Below are 18,282 nucleotides of genomic sequence, written 5' to 3' on the forward strand. Positions count from 1 at the left end.
GTCGCCACTATCCACGGCTGGCCCGCAATGTCCACCGCGCCGTGGCAGCGGGGGTACTCGATCAGCCGCCGAACAGGCGGTCGATCAAATTGCGCCGATGCGGACGAGCCTGATAGACGCCAGCCTGGCCGTCTTCGCCGACCGATCCCGGCGGAACCGGGCCGTTGCGGTCGTCGCCATAGGACGGATCGCCTTCGCGATAGATGCGGGCGCCCGGGGGCGGCGCCTGGTAGCCGCCATCGTTCCAGCCGTCATCGATCGCTTCCGGATCGTTTGAGCCGCCATAGTTCGGCTGGTTGGCCTGTTGCTGCGGCTGGTACTGCGGTTCCTGTTGACCATAGGGCGGCTGTTGCCCCGGTTGCTGCTGCGGCGCGCCGCTGCCGACCACCTGGCCGTATTCATCGACCAGCCCACCCTGCTCGGGGCCGACATACTGTCCGTTCTGGTACATTTCCTCCGCCATCGCGGCCGGGTCGCGATAGGCGTAGTTGCCGGGCAGCGCCGCGACCGCGACGCCCTTGTGCGCCTCGGTCATGAATCGGTTCCAGATCAGCGCCGGCAGCGTGCCGCCGGTCATGCGCTTGGTCGGCTTTGAATCGTCGTTGCCGAGCCAGACGCCGGTCGTGAGATTGGCCGTGTAACCGACGAACCAGGCATCCCGCGAATCGTTGCTCGTGCCGGTCTTGCCGCCCGCCTGCCAGCCGGCGATCGCCGCCTTGCGCCCGGTGCCGCGCGATAGCGTGTCGGTCATCATGCTGTTCATCATGCCCACATAGAGCGGGTCGATGATCTGGGTCGCCTTGACGGAGGGATGTTCGTACAGCGTCTTGCCGGCGACGTTCTTCACCCGCGCGATGACATGCGGTTTGGCGCTATAGCCGCCATTGGCGAAAGGCACGTAGGCGTCGGTCAGCTCCAGCAGGCTCACTTCGGAGCTGCCGAGCGCAATCGACGGGTTGGGCTGCAGCGGTGAGGTGATGCCGAGCCGCTCGGCCGTCTTGATGACACGGTCTGGGCCGACTTCGTTGGCAAGCTGCACGGCGATCGTGTTGATCGAGAGCGCCAGGGCGGTCTGCAGGGAGACAGGGCCCTTGTACATCCTCTCGTAATTCTTTGGCTCCCAATTGCCGATCCGGGTCGGCTCGTCGACGCGGATGGTCTCGGGAACAAGGCCGTATTCCAGCGCTGACAGATAGACGAACGGCTTGAAGGCCGAACCCGGCTGGCGCTTTGCCTCGACGGCGCGGTTGAATTGGCTTTTCCGGTAGTCGCGGCCGCCGACCATGGCGCGCACCGCGCCGGTGCCGTCAATCGCCACCAGCGCACCTTGCGACACGCCGAACGACTTGCCGCTCTTGTCGAGCGCCTCGGTCAACGCCTTGCCGGCGCTCTCTTCCAGATGCGGATCGATCGTCGTCTCGACGATCACGTCCTGGTCGAGCGCGCCGACGACTTCCGGCACCAGATCGGCGACCCAGTCGGCGACATAGCGGCCGGCGCCACCTTCGCCCTCGGGCTGCGCCTTGATGGTGATCGAGGCGGCTTGCTTGGCCTGTTCGGCGGATATGAAACCCGCTTCGCGCATCGCGCCCAGCACGACATTGGCGCGCGAATTGGCGGCCTCCTGGTCGCTGGTCGGCGCGAAGCGCGACGGCGCCTTGAGCAGGCCGGCGAGCATTGCCGCCTCTTTCAGCGAGATATCGCGGGCCGACTTGCCAAAATAGCGCCGCGACGCGGCGTCGACGCCATAGGCGCCCGCGCCGAGATAGACGCGATTCAGGTAGGATTCCATGATCTGCGCCTTGGAGTATTTCGTCTCCAGCCAGATCGCCATGATCGCTTCCTGGATCTTGCGATCCATGGTGCGTTCCGGCTTCAGGAACAGGTTCTTGGCCAACTGCTGGGTGACGGTCGAACCACCCTGCACGATATAGCCGGAACGGAAATTGACATAGGCCGCGCGCAGCAGGCCGAGCGGATCGACACCGAAATGGCTTTCAAAGCGCCGATCTTCGATCGCCATCACCGCCTGGCTCAGATAGGGCGGCAATTCGTTGATGCGTACCGACTCGCCGCCGGTATCGCCGCGATTGGCGATCAGCGTGCCGTCATTGGCGAGGATCTTGATATTGGGCGGGCGCTTGGGCACCGACCAGTTGGCCGTCGAGGGCAATTGCGTCGCGTACCAGGCGATACCGCCAGCCAGCGCGATCGTGCCCCAGAACATCAGGATCACGGACCACTTGATGCCGCGGCGCACCCATTTGCCGATACCCGAGCCGCCCGATGACCGCTTGCGACCGCCGGAGCGCGCCTTCTTGCGGGCGGGCGCCTTGGTGGGGCGGCGCGATTTGGAGCGTCGGGATACTGCCATGGGGTCATCTTCACCGAGATCGATGAATTCCGCATCCTCAATGTCGTGTTCAAAGGGGGCAGAATCGGGTTCGCCCGCGTGGCGGCGGCGGTCGGCGGCGCCTAGTTCTGGCTCGCGTCGCTCGCGCCCTGCGCGGGAAGCGGTGTCCGGTTCAGGCTTTTCCCGTTTGCGGCTGGTGCGCTCCAGCGCCATCCCCGGCTCACGCCGTTCGGCGGCGCTGCTTTTTGCACTGGCCTTGGCGGATTCCTTGGCGCTTATCTTCTGACTGCGCTCGTCCGCGTCAAAATCGGGCGCGTCACCCCAGCTGGAATCATCCCAGTCAACATCGTCGGGCTCGGCGGCGCCAGTCTTGCCGAAGCCGGGTTCGCTGCGCGACGCGCCAAAACCGGGTTCCTGCCGTTCCGCGCCAAACCCCGGCTCGCCGCGGGCCTTGCCGAAGCCGGGCTCGCTGCGCGGCTCGCCGGCGCGCTCGCGACTGCCACGCTCACGGGGGGCACGCGGCGCAAAGCCACCGGCCGCACGGTCGTCCGCGCCCAGGCGAATGTCGAAGTCGCCCTCATCCGTTTCCTGCGGCTTGTCGAGCACCGGTTCGATCCGTTCGCTTCGCGGCGGTCTCGCCATGCCTGTTTCGTCTTCCGGTCCAAAGGGTCGATAGAATGCGCGGGGGCGCATGTTTAGCGGCCCGAATGCCCGATGAATACGGCGATTTCAGGGGAATCGTCAGTTGCTAACCGCCGATCGCCGTCGCGGGAGGCCGGAGCCCGGCAAGCGGCGTGCCTGTGACCCGCATAACAGCGCTGGGAACGAAGATGGATAATGCTTCGTTAAGCAACGGGGTCGTTCAAAGGAGACGGCAATGGCACAGGTCGCGGCAAAGATGGATCAGGAAGCAACGATGAAGATTGCTGCGACTTTGGCCGCGTCCACGACGCTGGTGCTGTTCCTGGGCAGTAAGGCGCCGCTGGAGCCGGCGACGGCGCTGGCCGCGCTCGCGCCGATCGCCCTCTGCGCCCTGCTCTACTTGGCCGGCGCTCTCGCCGCCACCAGCGTCACCAGCCTGTCGCGCCGCCCGATCCTCGGCGTCGCGGCGCTGACTGGCTTCGCGCCCTTCGGGCCGCTGCTGCCGCCCTCCGAAGACTGGGCACTGTTCGCCGCCTTCCTCATCTTCGGCCTGCTCACCGCCGGCAACCTCAAGGCCATCGTCGCCGCCTTCGCCCGCGAGCGGCTCGGCAGCCTGTGCGGCGCCTGCGCCCTCGGCCTGATCGTCGCCATCGCCGCGACCGCCGGCATGGCGAATGGCCCGCTGATGCAGATGATCCTCGCTCTGACCGGCATCACCGCCTGCCTAGCGGTTGCCAGCGTCGTCGCTACCAGCCCTGCCAAGGCGCGCTGATCTCGAAAGCCGACAGCACGATGGCAACAGAAGCGCTGTCATCGCGTCGCCGGCTGTAGCCAAAGCGGATGCTCGCGGGCATAGTCCGCGCATGTCAGAAACGCTCGCTCCCGCCATCCCGTCCCGCCCCGTCCAGAAGGGCGATCACGTCTTTCTGGTCGATGGCTCGTCCTATATTTTCCGCGCCTACCACGCGCTGCCGCCGTTGACGCGCAAATCCGACGGCCTGCCCGTCGGCGCCGTCGCCGGCTTTTGCAACATGCTGTGGCGGCTGCTCAAGGAAGCGAACGAGGCCGGCGTCAAGCCGACCCATCTGGCGGTCATTTTTGACCATTCCTCGACCACCTTCCGAAACGCGCTGTACGACAAGTACAAGGCGCAGCGCCCCGAGCCGCCCGAGGATCTGCGTCCGCAATTCGGCCTGATCCGGCAGGCCGTCCGTGCCTTCAACGTACCGTCGATCGAGATGGAAGGTTTTGAGGCCGACGATCTGATTGCGACCTACACCAAGCAGGCGGTCGCCGCCGGCGCGGACGTCACCATCGTCGCCTCCGACAAGGATCTGATGCAGCTGATCGAGCCCGGCGTTCTGATGCTCGACACGATGAAGGGCAAGACGATCGGCCGCGACGAGGTGATCGAGAAATTCGGAGTGCCGCCGGAAAAGGTCGTCGATGTGCAGGCGCTGGCTGGCGACTCGGTCGACAACATTCCCGGCGTCCCCGGCATCGGCATCAAGACGGCGGCGCAACTGATCGAGACCTATGGCGATCTCGAAACGCTGCTCGCGCGGGCCGAGGAGATCAAGCAACCGAAGCGGCGCGAGGCGCTGCTCGCCAACGCCGAATTGGCCCGGATTTCGATGCAACTCGTCACACTGGATCGTGACGTGCCCCTGAACGAGCCGATCGATCGTCTCGGCGTGCGGCCCGTCATTGGCGAGCAACTGATCTCATTCCTGAAGGCGATGGAATTCACCACGCTCACCGGCCGTGTCGCCGCGGCGACGGGCGTTGAATCCGGCGCCGTTGAGCCGGATGGCGCGCTGCTGGCCAAGGGACGTGCCGCCAGTGTCAGCGCACCTGTGCTCGGCGCGGATGGCACGCCGCAGCCGACGATAGAGGATGTTGAAGGCCTCACACCAGCCGGTCTCGCCGCTGCCCGCGCCAGCGCCATCAAGGCGATCCCGTTCTCGCATTCCGGCTATGAGACGGTAACGACCGAAGAGCGCCTCTGGGCGTGGATTGCGCGTGCAACCGAGCTGGGCGTCGTCGCGGTTGACACCGAGACCACATCGCTCGACCCGATGCAGGCCGACCTCGTCGGCGTCTCGCTGGCGGTGGCGCCGGACGAAGCTTGCTACATTCCTCTCGCCCATCGCGGCGAAGGCGACGGCCTGTTCACCGAGGGCCTGCTGTCCGGCCAGATCGAGATCCGCACGGCGCTCGCCATCCTGAAGCCTCTGCTTGAGGATCGCGCCGTGCTGAAGGTGGCGCAGAACCTCAAATATGACTGGCTGATCTTGGCCCGCTACGGCATCGAGACGGTGCCCTTCGACGACACCATGCTGATCTCCTATGTGCTCGATGCCGGTCGCGGCACACATGGCATGGATCCGCTGTCGGAAAAGTGGCTTGGCCACAAGCCGATCTCGTTCGACGACGTCACCGGCAAGGGAAAGGCGCGCATCACCTTCGACCGTGTGCCAATCGAGCGCGCCAGCGAATATGCCGCCGAGGACGCCGACGTCACGCTGCGGCTCTGGCAGGTGCTGAAGCCCCGCCTGGCTGCCGAGGGCATGTCGACGGTATACGAGACGCTGGAGCGGCCCATGGTGGCGGTGCTCGCCTCGATGGAACGGCGCGGTATCTCAATCGACCGCGCTATCCTCTCGCGCCTCTCCGGCGAGTTCGCCCAGAAGGCCGGCGCACTCGAGGCCGAAATCCAGGAGATCGCGGGCCAGCCTTTCAATGTCGGCTCGCCGAAGCAATTGGGCGAGATCCTGTTCGGTGTGCTGGGCATGCCCGGCGCGACCAAGACGGCGACCGGTGCCTGGGCGACCGGCGCCAGCATCCTGGAAGACCTGGCCGAACAGGGCTTTGAGCTGCCGCAGAAGATTCTCGACTGGCGCCAGCTGACGAAGTTGCGCTCGACCTATACCGACGCGCTGCCCGGTTTCGTCCATCCCGAGACGAAGCGGGTGCACACCTCCTATGCGCTGGCGGCGACGACGACGGGCCGCCTGTCCTCATCCGAACCCAACCTGCAGAACATCCCGGTCCGCACCGAAGCAGGGCGAAAAATCCGCGCTGCCTTCATCGCCGATCCCGGCCATAAGCTGGTCTCAGCCGACTATTCGCAGATCGAATTGCGGCTGCTCGCCGAAATCGCCGATATCCCGCAGTTGAAGAACGCCTTTGCCGAGGGCATCGACATTCACGCGCTGACGGCGTCGGAAATGTTCGGCGTGCCGGTCGAGGGCATGCCTTCGGAAGTGCGCCGCCGCGCCAAGGCGATCAATTTCGGCATCATCTACGGCATCTCGGCCTTCGGCCTCGCCAACCAGCTGTCGATCGCCCGCGAGGAAGCCGGCGCCTACATCAAGCGCTATTTCGAGCGCTTCCCGGGCATTCGCGACTACATGGAAGAGACGAAGCGGATCTGCCGTGACCTCGGCTATGTGACGACGCTGTTCGGTCGCCGCTGCCACTATCCCGAAATCGCGTCGAAGAACGCTTCAGTGCGGGCCTTCAACGAGCGCGCCGCGATCAATGCACGGCTGCAGGGAACGGCGGCCGACATTATTCGGCGCGCCATGGTCCGTGTCGAGCCGGCGCTGGAGCAGGCAGGCCTCAACGCCCGCATGCTGCTGCAGGTGCATGACGAACTGATCTTCGAGGTGCCGGAAGCCGAGGTCGAGCCGACGGTGGCGCTGGTCACTCGAGTCATGGAGAACGCGCCTACCCCGGCCGTCGCGCTCAGCGTGCCGCTCAATGTCGACGCCCGCGCCGCCAACAACTGGGACGAGGCGCACTGACGCTCGTCGGATCGCAAGGCAAACAAAAAAAGGCGCGGCCACTGGGCCGCGCCTTTTTCATGATGGCATTCAGCCGGGACGGCGCCCGGGGCATGTCGTAGAGACGATCAGAGAACGCCTTCGACGGCGCTGAAGCCTTCGAAATTCGGATGGCCGAGGAACATCGGCTTGCGGTCGCCGGCGCCCTTGTGGGAATCGCGGAACTGCTGCGACTTGGTCCAGGCGACGAAGTTCTCTTCGGTCTTCCAGACGGTGTGCGACGAGTAGAGCGTGTGATCTTCGGCGGTCGCGCCCTTCAGCAGGTTGAAGGAGACGTAACCTTCCAGCTCATGCAGGTTGCGCGGGCGATTGCGCCAGATCTCTTCGAACTCGGCTTCCTGGCCCTTGATTACTTTGAAGCGGTTCATGGCGATGTACATGATCGTTTTTCCGTTTGCGTGCCGATGAGGTGCGTTGGTGGAGTGATGCACGGGTTTGAAGGCAAAAAAATGAGGAGGGACGACCGTTGCCGGTCTTCCCCCCTCGCGTCTGCCCGTCGTCACCACACCGCCGGGCAAACGTATTCAGCTCCGGCTTAGAACTGCATCTTCGCCGTCAGCAGGAAGGTGCGGCCACGGCCCGTCTCACCGGTGAAGTTGGTGACGTTCGAGAGAGCCGGCGTATAGGCCTTGTCGAACAGGTTCGTGATGTTGCCGCTGAGCGACAGGCCGTTGTCGAAGTTGTAGTTCGTGAACACGTCGACCAGCGTGTAGGCGTCCCAATCCGTCGGGTTGGAGGCGACGACGTCGTTGCCACCGTAGGCCGAGCCAACATAGGACAGTCGACCGCCGACCGTCAGGCGCTGCTCGAGGAAGCGGGCGCCGCCGGTGAGGGTTGCGACGTGCTCCGGCATCTGCATCGGGGCGCCGGCGCCGGCAACCTGCGTCGGCAGGTCGGTATGGGTGTAGCCATAGTTGAAGCTGGCGAACGCGACGCCGGCATCGTAGGTCGATTCGAACTCGAAGCCCTGGACGACCGAAGTGCCTGGCTGATTGGCGAAGTAGAAGCCTCTGCCGGCGAACTGGCCGACGATGTAATCTTCGATGTTCTGATAGTAATAGTTGGCCTTGATGCGGAGGCTATCATTTTCCGTCAAGACGTTGTCGCGACGGATGTTGGTGCCGATTTCCCAGCCCTTCTGGATTTCCGGAACCAGGAACGGGTTCGGGTAAGCGTTGACGCCGCCGCCGGGATGGCTGCCGCCGAGCATGGTCTCGGAGATGGTCGGCGGACGGGTGCTTTCCGAATAGGTGACATAGGGCTGCAGCCACTCATAGGGATTGAGCGCAATCGTCAGCTTCGGATTGATGCGGCCGCCCGAATTGTCGACGTCATGAAAGCCGATCGGAATGTTGAGCGGATTTCCGAGCTGGGCATTATAGCTTCCGTCGAGATTGTAGAAATCGTAGCGCAAGCCCGCGATCACGTCGACGATATTGTAGCTGAAGGTCGTCTCCGAGAAGGCGCCTGCATTGTAACTTTCGCCGCTTGGATTCACGCCGCCGCCGGATAGGGGGGTGCGGACGTTGTAAGCGGTAACGTCATCGCGGAAATACTCGAAACCGTAGATTGACTTCACGCCGACCTGGCCGAGCGCGAAGTTCGACGTGTTCGAGATATCGAAACCGTATCCCTTGTCCTCCATGACGCGGCCGGCGGATGCGCCAGCACCAGAGACGTTGCCGTCATACGTCATCGTGACGTCGTTGTAGTAGACGTGCGCAGCGACGTTGACGAGTTCGCTGTCCGGGTCCCAGTTCAGGCCGGCTGTATACGTGTTCGACTTGACGTTCTGAAAGTAGGAGTTGGCGAAGAAGTCGTTGTCGTAGAGCACCGCTCCGACCTTTACAGTCAGGTCGTCGGTCGGAGCGAACTCGCCTTTGATCAGGCCTGAAACGAGGTTCTGGCCGGTGAACGGCACGGTGATGCCGTCGCCATTCTCGAAATCGTTCGGGCTGCTGTAGCTGATCGCGCCGGCGATGGCCGCGCCGCCGCCGGTCGAGCGCAGTGCGCCCGCGGCCATCTCCGAGAAGCCAACCTCGTTGCTGCCCCAGGTCAGCGTCGCGAGCGCGCCCCAGTTCTTGCCGTCGGTGATGATGTCGTCGACGCCGAGCGTGCGCATGTTGGCGGTACCCGCCAGAGCGCCGGCACCACCCGCGGTCGAGACGGCTCCGCGCTGTACGTCAACGCCGGCAACCAGCGCCGGGTCGACATAGGTGAAGCCCTGCGCCTCATGGCCGGTGAAGCGGAAGTTCTGGCGAACGCCGTCGATCATCGTGTTGACGCGGCCCGAGCCTTCGAAGCCACGGATGTTCACCGAGAGACCGGCATTCTGCACGCTGTCGCGCGAGAAGGTGCCCGGCATGGCGCGGAGCACGTTGCCGATGTTGCGCTGGCCGAACAGCTGGATCTCGTCCGCGCCGGCCGAGCTGATCGAGGCCGGGGTCGTGAACGGGTTCTTCCAGCCTTCCGGCGCGGCGGAGACCGTGATCGGGGCGAGGAAGCTGGTCTCGCCCTTGGCGGCCTTCTTCTTCAGCTCTTCGTCAGTCTCGGTGGTGCTGGCGGCCGGCGTTGCCGCGGCCTGCGCCTTGGCGGCGTTGGCGGAGAAGGCGGAGAGGAGTGCCGCGGCCGTACCAGCCATCAGCCAAGTCTTATGTCGAGCGACACGCATGCGAGCCCCATAGGCGATTTGTTTGAATGGGCCTGGCTGGCTGTCCGGGCCCGCATCGTGGCGGTCCGGCACTGGCGTGCTTGGCGGTCACACCCGTTCTCCGCAGCCTCGGGTGAGGCGAGTTGCGTCGAAACCGGTGTCAGCGATGTTTCACTTGCGGAGATACGAAAAGATGAGTACGTCAGTCAACTAAATTGTTGCGAATTATTCGCAAGTTTAGAATGAATCAAAATTGCCGCCACCCAGGCAATCCGGTGGAGCTCAAATGCACGACATAACATTGGCCGGTGTCGCTCAGGAGTCGCCCGTTTCGGGCTCCGGGCCGCGCGTGATTTCCAGCGGCGACCTCCTCAACGGAGCCCGGGAGATCATCATTCGCCATGTTGGCGAGGATTACAGGCTGCGCCTTACCCGGGCCGGCAAGCTCATATTGAACAAGTAGAGGGGATCATGATGAGGCTCGCGCATTCTCCTATGCCTTTCGGCGTCGTTCGGTCGGTCGAACGCCTGTCGGGTCGGCGCTTCCAGTTTCTCTTTGGCTTGACCTTCGCGCTCGCCATCACCTTCGGGGCGATCGTTGAATCGGTGGCCGCGGATCGGGTGATCGAGGATGCGACCGGCCGCAAGGTCACGATCGGCACGACGCAGCGTATCGTCACCATCGGCGGCGACATCACCGAGATCGTCTATGCGCTTGGCGCCGGCGACAGGATCATCGCCCGCGACACCACCTCGTCCTATCCGGCAGAGGCCAACGCCAAGCCGGACGTCGGCTACATGCGGGCGCTGTCTGCGGAAGGCGTGCTTTCGGTCAAGCCGGACCTGATCATCGCCGTCGAAGGTTCCGGCCCGAAGGATGCGATCACGCTGCTCGAATCGGCCTCGGTGCCGATCGTCATCGTGCCGGAACGCCGCTCGGGCGACAGCATCGTCGCCAAGGTCCGCCTGATCGCCGACATTCTTGGCGAGACGAAAAAGGGCAACCAGATCGCCGATGGGCTGACCACGAAGTTCAAGGCACTCGAGACCGCGATCGCCAAGATCCCGGAAAACGAGCGCAAGAAGGCCGTGTTTGTGATGAGCCTGAACGGCGGCAAGCCGCTGGCAGCCGGCCACAACACCGCCGCCGACGCGATGATCAACATGGCGGGCGGCATCAATCCGATGGCGGCTGTCGAGGGCTACAAGCCCGCTTCCGACGAGGCGCTGATTGCCGCCGCTCCCGAAGTTGTCGTCATGATGAATTCGCAGCAGGGGGCGCCCAAGCCGGACGTCGTGTTTGATTCGCCGTCGCTGCGCGCGACCCCTGCCGCTCAGAACAAGGCGCTCGTCGCCATGGACGGGCTCTATCTGCTCGGCTTCGGTCCGCGCACGGCGGACGCGGCGCGCGATCTCGCGCATGCGCTTTATCCGACGCTCGACCTTCCCGAGTGGCCGGTAGCGAACTGATGAGTCTGGTTATGACAGCCCCGGTCGCCGGCGATCGTCGCGGCCGGGCCCGCATCGTGATCGCTGGCCTGGTCGTCCTCCTCCTCGTTGTTTGCGTGATTTCGCTCTGTATCGGCCCGTCGGGCATGTCGACGGCGGAGGTCGCAGGCCTGCTCTCCGACGCCGTTGCCGGGCGCTTTGACGCGATCAATACCGTCAACCACGTCATCCTGTTCGATATTCGCATCCCACGCACGCTGCTCGGTGCGATGGTGGGGGCGGGGCTGGCCCTGGCCGGTGCCATGATGCAGGGCCTGTTCCGCAATCCGCTGGCCGATCCGGGCCTCGTCGGCGTTTCGGCGGGCGCCGCACTCGGCGCGGTGCTGGTCATCGTGCTCGGTGGCGCGTTTCTGGCGCCGGTGATGGATTTCCTCGGCATCGGCGCGCTGCCGATCGCCGCCTTCTTCGGCGGCCTCGGCACGACGCTGCTGCTCTATGCGATCGCCACGCGGCGCGGCCAGACCTCGGTTGGCACCATGCTTCTCGCCGGCATCGCGCTCGGCGCCATCGCTGGCGCGGTTACCGCCTATCTCGTCTTCCGCAGCAATGACTTCCAATTGCGCGAACTGACCTTCTGGTCGATGGGCGGGCTTGGCGGCGCGACCTGGCACAAGATCCTGCTGGCGGTGCCGTTCATCGTCGGCGTGTTCCTGGCCATGCCGTTTACCGCCCGAGGGCTCGACGCCCTGGTGCTGGGCGAGGCGGAAGCCCGCCATCTCGGCTTCAACACGCAGTTCCTGAAGAGCCTGATCATCCTGGTCGTGGCGCTCGCCGTCGGCGTTTCGGTCGCCTTTGCCGGAATCATCGGCTTTGTCGGCATCGTCGTGCCGCATGTGCTGCGGCTGGTGATCGGACCGGAGCATCGGACGCTGCTGCCGGCGACCGCGCTGCTCGGCGCGACGCTGCTGATCGTCGCCGACATGGTCTGCCGCACGATCGTCGCCCCGGCGGAACTGCCGATCGGCATCGTCACCGCCACGATCGGCGCGCCCTTCTTCCTGTCGATCCTGCTCAGGAAGCGCGGCGTCATCGATCTCTAGGCGGACAGGATCGGCCTGCGATAGAAGATGGAGACGCGGCGGCCGCCAGCCGGCCGGCCGCTCTCCCAAGAAACGGGAAGCAGAGATGCTGGAAGTTGAAGCCCTCACCATCCGCGCCGGCCAGCGCGCCATTCTCGACAACGTCTCGCTGACGGTCGCGCCCGGCCAGCTGACGGCGGTCGTCGGACCGAACGGTGCCGGCAAGTCGACCATCCTGAAGGCGGTCACCGGCGAACTGCGCGCCGCCAGCGGCACGATCAAGCTGGACGGCAGGAGCATCGCTTCCTACCGGCCCTATGAACTGGCGCAACGCCGTGCCGTGCTGCCGCAATCCTCTTCGCTCGCCTTCCCCTTCACCGTGCACGAGGTCGTGCGCCTCGGCACCAGCGGCGCGCTGAACCCCGTCGATCGCGCCGCCCGCGTCGCGGCAGCGCTCATCCGGGTCGATTTGAACGGCTTTGGCGGCCGCTACTTCCAGGAGCTTTCCGGCGGCGAGCAGCAGCGCGTCCATCTCGCCCGCGTGCTCTGCCAGGTCTGGGAGCCGGTGGTCGCCGGCCTGCCGCGCTATCTCTTCCTCGACGAGCCGACGGCCAGTCTCGACCTGCGTCACCAGCTGCTCACCCTCGACACGGCCAGAAATTTCGCCCGCGCCGGCGGCGGCGTCATCGCCATCCTGCATGATCTGAACCTTGCGGCGCTCTATGCCGACAAGATCATCGTCGTCAGCGCCGGCCGGATCGCGGCCAGCGGTACGCCGCGCGAGGTCCTGACCGACGAGATGATGCGCTCCGTCTTCGGCGTGAGCGTGCATGTCGGCGGCGTTCCGACCGACGCGCCCTTCATCCTGCCGCACAGCGCCCACGCCGCCTGACCTTTTTGGGGCCGGTTCGCGTAGGCTCCCGATACCCTTCCCGCGAAAAAGAACCTGCCCAAAGGGGAGGCTCTGATGCCATGCCGATTCCATCCGGCGGGAACAGGCTCTAGATTGCGCCTCCCGAAACTGCGGACAGGGATTCGAACATGGCAGCCCAAAAGCCGGTGCCGACGCGCACGGTATTGATCATCGACGTCGGAACCTCGTCGGTGAAGGCGGTTCTGTTCGACGAGGCTGGTCATACCCTTCGCTCTGCCGATGCGCCTGTTGTCACCCAGGTGCCGCAACCCGGTTGGGCCGAGCAGGACCCGGTCACCTGGTGGAAGGCGACCGCGGACGCCGTGCGCGGGCTCGCCATCGACGATTCTCCCATCGCGATCGCGCTCACCGGCTCGATGCAGAATGTGATTCTGCTTGGTCGTGAAGGCACGAGCCTGCGCCCGGCTTTGCTCTACAGCGACGCACGGGTCACGACGGCCGAAATCGAGGCTCTGAAGGCGCAGCTGCCTGGGGACTTCGAGGCGCGGATCGGCAATCGCGCCGAGCCGGCGCTCTGCCTGTTCCGGCTCGACTGGCTGCTGAACCACGAGATCGACACCATGGGGAAGGTCGAGCGTGTGCTGTTCGGCGCCAAGGACGCGATGATCCATCGCATGACCGGCCGCGCCGTTGTCGATCCGACCTGCGCCACCACGACCGGCCTGCTGAACCTGGCCGAGCGCCATTGGGATGCGGCCATCCTCGGTGCCATTGGCCTATCGCCGGCGATCCTGCCCGACATTCTCGATGCCGACGCGCTGGCCGGCCCGCTGCTGCCGGAGCCGGCGAGCGCGCTCGGCCTGAAGCCCGGCATTCCGGTTTATGTCGGAGCCGGCGATGGCGGCGCCACCGCCTGGGGCACGGAGAGCGAGCGGCATGACCGGCCGCACGCCTATCTCGGGACCACAGGCTGGATCGCGGCGACGATGCCCTATTCGGTCGCCAAGCCGCCGCGCGACGCCTATACGCTGGCCGCGCCTGTCGGCACCGATGTCATTGTCATCTCGCCCTTTCTGGCGGCCGGTCTTGCCATCGATTGGTTTGCCAATGTCACCGGCCGCCCCGTCGGCGCGCTATATGCCAGCGCAGAGGCTCAGGACGCCAATCCGCCCGGCGCGCTGTTCCTGCCCTATCTGATCGGAGAGCGCGCGCCGTTCTCCGACCGCGCCGTGCGCGGGGCCTTCTTCGGCCTCGACCGCGACCACGCGCCGGAAGCGCTCGCCTATGCCGTGCTGGAAGGCCTTGCCCACGCCATCCGCGACAATCTCGACGCGCTGCCGATTCGGCCCGCAACCATCGCGCTGGCCGGCGGCGTCGCCGGCAGCCTGACGGTCGCGCATCTGATCGCCGACGTTACCGGCGCCCGTGTAACCGTTCCTTCCGCCAGCCGCATCGTCACTGCCTATGGCGCCTTCCGCATCATCGCGCCCATCATTGGCTTGATGCCCAAGAGCGTCATGCCCGAGAGCGTCGCGGCGGCTGAGATCGGCAGCGCAACGAAGGTTGGTGGTCGCAAAAAGAAGGCCGGCGGCAAGGGTGAAAAGCGCGCCAACGGGGGTGACGAAACCGTCGTCGAGCCGAGGCCGGAGCGGGCCAAGCGAGCCGCCCGACGCTTTGCCGCCTACCGCGAGGCGGCCGGTCATGCCAGGGCATTGGCTGCGGCGCTCGATCCGGCGCTTTGAGCCGCTTGCGCGGGGCGTAGGGGAAGCGATATCACTTCCCCCGAACCCAAGGGGGAGAGAGAAAAATGCGGGCTGGAATTCTGGGCTTGGCTTTTGCCGGCTTGATGGCTTCGACGGTCGGATCGTTTGCCGCCGACGTGGCGGTGCTGACGCCGTATCAGAGCTCGGTCGCCACCAACCAGATGATCAACGTGTTCCAGGACAAGGCCAAGGCTGCCGGCTGGAATGCAACCGTCGTCGATACGCGCGGCGACATGGGCCAGCTCGCCAGCCGCATCGAGGACGTCGTCGCCGCCAAGGTCGCGGCGATCGTGCTCGTCAGCGTCGACCCGACCCAGATCCAGGACCAGGTCAGCGCCGCCGCCGCCGCTGGCATCCCGGTGATCACCATCGACGGCGCCAAGGCGCCGGGCGTGGCGCTCAACGTCACCTCGGACAATTTCGAGCTCGGCACCAAGCTTTCCGATTTCCTGTTCGGCAAGCTCGGCGGCAAGGGCAACATCGTAAAATTCTTCTATTCGGCGCATCCGGGCGTACACCAGCGCGAGTTGGCGCTCGACGCGGCGCTGAAGAAGTATCCCGACATCAAGGTCATCGCCGACCATTACGTCGTCGTGCCGGGCCCGATCGACGACGCCCGCAAGACCACGGAAAACTGGCTGAAGAGCCAGGGCGACCAGATCGACGCGGTCTGGGCAGCCTGGGACGAGCCGGCGATCGGCGCGCAGCTGGCGATTGAGGCCGACAAGCCGGATTCGAAGATCATCATCGCCGGCATCGACGGCAATCCGCAGGCGGTCGAGCTGATCAAGGCGTGCAGCCACATCAAGGGCACCGTCAGCCAGGATTTTGACGCCATGGCCGGCCTTGCTGCCGAAGGCCTGACGCAGATCCTCGCCGGAAAGACGCCGGAAAAGGTCGAAGTCTTCGCTCCGGCCAAGCTGATCACCCCGGAGACGCTGGGCGTTACCTGCCCGTGACATCGGAGTCCTTTCTCGCGCTGGGCGGCCTCGTCAAGCATTTCGGCGCGACGAAAGCTCTCGACCATGCCGATCTCGCGCTCCGCGCGGGGTCGGTGCATGCGCTTGTCGGCGAAAACGGCGCCGGCAAGTCGACATTGATCAAGACCTTGTCCGGTCTCTACCAGCCCGACGCCGGCACGATCCGTCTCGACGGCACTGAGGTGACCATCGACGGCCCGCGTGCGGCCGAGGCGCTGGGCTTTCGCTTCATCCACCAGGAACTGAACCTGGTTCCGCATTTCGACGCTGTCGGCAATGCCTGGATCGGTCGGCGCCATCCCCGGCGCGGTCCGTTCATCGACCGCCGCGCCATGCGGGCGAAAGTCGCCGACGTGGCGGCGCGCATCGCCCCCGACCTGCCGCTCGACAAGCCCGCCGCGCGGCTGACGCCCGGCCAGCGTCAGATGGCGGAGATCGTCCGCGCGCTGATGGATCCGTGCCGCCTCGTCGTCATGGACGAGCCGACCTCCAGCCTTTCCGAAGGCGAGGCCGAGCGGCTGCACGCGATCGTGCGCCAGCTTTCGGCCGAGGGCTGCGCCGTCCTGTTCATCTCGCACCGGCTCGACGAGGTCATCGACCTTTGCGATAGCTACACCGTGCTGCGCAACGGCCGCACGGTCGGCGCGGGACGGGTCGCCGACACCAGCCGCGCTGGACTCGTCGCGATGATGTCGGGCGGCGCGGGCGCCTCGACTTCAACGCTGCAAGACACCCGCTCCCCACATCCTGAGGAGGCTTTCGCAGAAAGCCGTCTCGAAGGACGCACGGACGACGTGCAGCAAGACCATTCCAACGCGACCGCCCTGCGTCCTTCGAGACGGCCCTCCGGGCCTCCTCAGGATGTTGAGGGCGGTCCTTTGTTCGGCCAATCCAAAGGTCGGGGCGATAAGCCCGTCCTTGCCACTGACATCGCCTTCGGCCCCGGCGACAGCCGCTTCATCGTCTCGGTGCGGGCCGGCGAGATCGTCGGGCTCTACGGCCTTGTCGGCTCCGGCCGCTCGTCGCTCTTGAAGACGATCTGGGGCGCGACGCCCGGGCGCGGGCTGATCGCCATCAACGGCCAGGTGCCGCGACAGGGGCCGGCCGGCCGCATTGCCGCAGGCGTCGCCTATGTGCCGGAAGACCGGCGCCGCGAGGGCCTCGCCAATTTGCTCTCGATCGAGAGCAATCTTTCGCTAGCTCACCTTTCCGATTTTCGCGCCGTCGCCTCCCTTCCGGCGCCGTCGCGCTCAAAAATCCGGAACTTCGCCGGCGCCACCGGCGCGCGCCTGCGCCTTGTGGCCGGCGGCCTCGACCATTCCCCTGCCACGCTCTCCGGTGGCAACCAGCAGAAGCTGCTGTTCGGCCGCTGGCTCGGCCGCCCTATGCGGGTCCTTCTCGTCGACGAGCCGACGCGCGGCGTCGATGTCGGCGCCAAGGCCGAGATCCATGGCGAGATGCGCAGGATCGCCGATGATGGCGCCGCCATCCTGATGGCGACCAGCGACATCGAGGAACTCCTAGCCCTTTCGACCCGTGTGCTCGTGCTCCATGCCGGACGGCTGGTGGCGGAGTTCGACGGTCCCTCGCTCACCCGCGCGGCCGTCGTCGCCGCCGCTTTCGGCCACGCTCCCGACGAGCCAATGCCGCCCTCGGAACGCTCCGCATGATCCTTCTTCGCCGTTACGGCACGCTCCTGGCGCTGGCGCTGATCGTCCTCGTCTTCACCATCGCTTCGCCGCAGGCTTTCGGCTCGACCCCGAACCTCATCAACATCACCCAGCAGATGGCGCTGCTTGCCATCGTCGCCATCGGCGCGACGCTGGTCATGGTGCTGGGCGAGTTCGATCTCTCCGTCTCGGCGGTGGTCTCCTGGGCCGGCATCGCCGCCGCCGCCCTGTTCGCGGCCGGCGTCGCGGTGCCGGTGGTGATGATCGTCGTGCTGGTCTCTGCCGTGGCGATGGGTGCGATCTCCGGCTTCCTCGTCGCCCGCTTCAAGGTGCCGAGCTTCATCGCGACGCTTGCCTTCGGCACGGTCATCGGCGGCCTGACCTTCTGGGTCTCCAACGGCGCGACGATGTTCTCCGGCATTCCGGCCGGTTTTCGCGATCTCGGTCGCGGCACGCTGATGGGCGTGCCGGTGCCGACGCTGTGGCTGATCGGGACGGCAATCGTCTTCTGGCTGCTGCTCGACCAGACCGAGTTCGGCCGCCGGCTCTATGCGATCGGCGGCAACCGCGAGGCGGCCCGCCTGGTCGGCCTGCCGGTCCGGCGCGACATGGTGGTGGCCTTCGCCCTTTGCGCGGCGCTGGCGGGCCTCGCTGGCCTGTTGCTGACCGCGCGCCTCGGTAGTGCGCACCCGACCGGCGGCGGCGGCTACCTGCTGCAGGCCTATGCCGCCGTCTTCCTCGGCATGACGGCATTCCGCGAGGGCGAGCCGAGCGTGCCCGGCACGCTGGTTGGCGCTGCGATCATCGCCGTCGTCTCCAACGGCCTCACCATCCTCGGCGTGCCGAGCTTCCTGCAGGACCTTTTGACCGGCGCGATCATCCTCGCCGCCGTGCTGGTGCGCAATTTCGGCCGCGACGGCGATTGAGATTAGCTTCGGCCGCCTTATCTTCCCTTGCGACTTTCCCCCGACCTA

Annotated in this window: 13 protein-coding genes; 10 read left to right on the forward strand and 3 right to left on the reverse strand. The window is 65.8% G+C overall.

The annotated features are described in order from the left end of the window. Window positions 1–61: 61 nt before the first annotated feature. Complete coding sequence (locus OSH12_RS21835) at window positions 62–2,566, reverse strand: transglycosylase domain-containing protein (protein ID WP_380224839.1); 2,505 nt, start codon at window positions 2,564–2,566, stop codon at window positions 62–64. A gap of 664 nt (window positions 2,567–3,230) precedes the next feature. On the opposite strand from OSH12_RS21835, the gene OSH12_RS21840 reads away from it, so the two are divergent. After that, on the forward strand, window positions 3,231–3,767 hold the full coding sequence (locus OSH12_RS21840; protein WP_266345744.1) for a hypothetical protein: 537 nt from the start codon (window positions 3,231–3,233) through the stop codon (window positions 3,765–3,767). Window positions 3,768–3,858: 91 nt separating this feature from the next. Beyond that, a complete protein-coding gene (gene polA / locus OSH12_RS21845; protein ID WP_266345745.1) occupies window positions 3,859–6,804 on the forward strand; it encodes a DNA polymerase I in 2,946 nt (981 codons plus the stop codon). A gap of 107 nt (window positions 6,805–6,911) precedes the next feature. On the opposite strand, the gene OSH12_RS21850 is transcribed toward polA, so the two are convergent. Continuing rightward, the gene (locus OSH12_RS21850; RefSeq protein WP_266345746.1) at window positions 6,912–7,223 is read right to left on the reverse strand and encodes an antibiotic biosynthesis monooxygenase family protein; all 312 of its coding nucleotides are present in this window, start codon (window positions 7,221–7,223) and stop codon (window positions 6,912–6,914) included. A 155-nt stretch (window positions 7,224–7,378) separates the two neighbouring features. Next, a complete protein-coding gene (locus OSH12_RS21855; RefSeq protein WP_266345747.1) occupies window positions 7,379–9,484 on the reverse strand; it encodes a TonB-dependent receptor domain-containing protein in 2,106 nt (701 codons plus the stop codon). Window positions 9,485–9,779: 295 nt separating this feature from the next. On the opposite strand from OSH12_RS21855, the gene hemP reads away from it, so the two are divergent. The 8 genes from hemP (at window position 9,780) to OSH12_RS21895 (ending at window position 18,234) form a co-directional block, all read left to right on the forward strand. Then, a complete protein-coding gene (hemP, locus tag OSH12_RS21860) occupies window positions 9,780–9,956 on the forward strand; it encodes a hemin uptake protein HemP (protein ID WP_266345748.1) in 177 nt (58 codons plus the stop codon). A gap of 8 nt (window positions 9,957–9,964) precedes the next feature. Further along, window positions 9,965–10,963: a heme/hemin ABC transporter substrate-binding protein gene (locus OSH12_RS21865; RefSeq protein ID WP_266345749.1), complete on the forward strand. Its 999-nt coding sequence runs from the start codon at window positions 9,965–9,967 to the stop codon at window positions 10,961–10,963. 11 nt (window positions 10,964–10,974) lie between these two features. Beyond that, entirely contained in the window at window positions 10,975–12,042 is a 1,068-nt protein-coding gene (locus OSH12_RS21870; protein WP_266345750.1) for a FecCD family ABC transporter permease, read from the forward strand. Window positions 12,043–12,127: 85 nt separating this feature from the next. Then, window positions 12,128–12,913, forward strand: coding sequence for a heme ABC transporter ATP-binding protein (locus OSH12_RS21875; protein ID WP_266345751.1), 786 nt, complete (start codon window positions 12,128–12,130; stop codon window positions 12,911–12,913). Between the two features lie 149 nt (window positions 12,914–13,062). Beyond that, entirely contained in the window at window positions 13,063–14,637 is a 1,575-nt protein-coding gene (locus OSH12_RS21880) for a xylulokinase (RefSeq protein WP_266345752.1), read from the forward strand. A gap of 65 nt (window positions 14,638–14,702) precedes the next feature. Further along, entirely contained in the window at window positions 14,703–15,617 is a 915-nt protein-coding gene (locus OSH12_RS21885; RefSeq protein WP_266345753.1) for a sugar ABC transporter substrate-binding protein, read from the forward strand. Beyond that, complete coding sequence (locus OSH12_RS21890; RefSeq protein ID WP_266345754.1) at window positions 15,614–17,308, forward strand: sugar ABC transporter ATP-binding protein; 1,695 nt, start codon at window positions 15,614–15,616, stop codon at window positions 17,306–17,308. The genes OSH12_RS21885 and OSH12_RS21890 overlap by 4 nt, the downstream gene beginning before the upstream one ends. Next, window positions 17,305–18,234 carry an ABC transporter permease gene (locus OSH12_RS21895; RefSeq protein ID WP_266345755.1) on the forward strand — a complete coding sequence of 310 codons (930 nt, stop codon included), beginning with the start codon at window positions 17,305–17,307 and terminating at the stop codon, window positions 18,232–18,234. The genes OSH12_RS21890 and OSH12_RS21895 overlap by 4 nt, the downstream gene beginning before the upstream one ends. Window positions 18,235–18,282: the final 48 nt, after the last annotated feature.

The sequence above is a fragment of the Kaistia terrae genome (assembly GCF_026344005.1).
Classification (GTDB): domain Bacteria; phylum Pseudomonadota; class Alphaproteobacteria; order Rhizobiales; family Kaistiaceae; genus Kaistia; species Kaistia terrae.

Coding starts and splice junctions, on each gene's coding strand:
- OSH12_RS21895 (WP_266345755.1), top strand. CDS start 17,305: ATGATCCTTCTTCGCCGTTACGGCACGCTCCTGGCGCTGGCGCTGATC.
- OSH12_RS21875 (WP_266345751.1), top strand. CDS start 12,128: ATGCTGGAAGTTGAAGCCCTCACCATCCGCGCCGGCCAGCGCGCCATT.
- OSH12_RS21880 (WP_266345752.1), top strand. CDS start 13,063: ATGGCAGCCCAAAAGCCGGTGCCGACGCGCACGGTATTGATCATCGAC.
- OSH12_RS21850 (WP_266345746.1), bottom strand. CDS start 7,223: ATGTACATCGCCATGAACCGCTTCAAAGTAATCAAGGGCCAGGAAGCC.
- OSH12_RS21865 (WP_266345749.1), top strand. CDS start 9,965: ATGATGAGGCTCGCGCATTCTCCTATGCCTTTCGGCGTCGTTCGGTCG.
- OSH12_RS21835 (WP_380224839.1), bottom strand. CDS start 2,566: ATGGCGCTGGAGCGCACCAGCCGCAAACGGGAAAAGCCTGAACCGGAC.
- OSH12_RS21870 (WP_266345750.1), top strand. CDS start 10,975: ATGACAGCCCCGGTCGCCGGCGATCGTCGCGGCCGGGCCCGCATCGTG.
- OSH12_RS21840 (WP_266345744.1), top strand. CDS start 3,231: ATGGCACAGGTCGCGGCAAAGATGGATCAGGAAGCAACGATGAAGATT.
- OSH12_RS21885 (WP_266345753.1), top strand. CDS start 14,703: ATGCGGGCTGGAATTCTGGGCTTGGCTTTTGCCGGCTTGATGGCTTCG.
- OSH12_RS21855 (WP_266345747.1), bottom strand. CDS start 9,484: ATGGCTGGTACGGCCGCGGCACTCCTCTCCGCCTTCTCCGCCAACGCC.
- polA (WP_266345745.1), top strand. CDS start 3,859: ATGTCAGAAACGCTCGCTCCCGCCATCCCGTCCCGCCCCGTCCAGAAG.
- hemP (WP_266345748.1), top strand. CDS start 9,780: ATGCACGACATAACATTGGCCGGTGTCGCTCAGGAGTCGCCCGTTTCG.